1 rRNA gene is annotated in these 437 nt (G+C 57.9%); it reads right to left on the bottom strand.

Features of this window, described 5'->3' with window-relative positions:
* Positions 1-437, bottom strand: a 16S ribosomal RNA gene (locus SM757_RS35095); the annotation flags it as partial.

The raw sequence follows: 437 nt of genomic DNA, 5'->3' as shown, positions 1-437 counted from the left end.
CGGTTAGGCCAACTACTTCTGGCAGAACCCGCTCCCATGGTGTGACGGGCGGTGTGTACAAGACCCGGGAACGTATTCACCGCGGCAAGCTGATCCGCGATTACTAGCGATTCCGACTTCACGCAGTCGAGTTGCAGACTGCGATCCGGACTACGACCGGTTTTCTGGGATTGGCTCCCCCTCGCGGGTTGGCAGCCCTCTGTACCGGCCATTGTATGACGTGTGTAGCCCTACCCATAAGGGCCATGAGGACCTGACGTCATCCCCACCTTCCTCCGGTTTGTCACCGGCAGTCCCATTAGAGTGCCCTTTCGTAGCAACTAATGGCAAGGGTTGCGCTCGTTGCGGGACTTAACCCAACATCTCACGACACGAGCTGACGACGGCCATGCAGCACCTGTGTCCAGATTCTCTTTCGAGCACTTCCACATCTCTGC

Source organism: Azohydromonas lata (genome assembly GCF_034427735.1).
Lineage (GTDB): Bacteria > Pseudomonadota > Gammaproteobacteria > Burkholderiales > Burkholderiaceae_C > Azohydromonas > Azohydromonas lata.
This window is presented reverse-complemented; position numbering and strand designations above follow the sequence as displayed.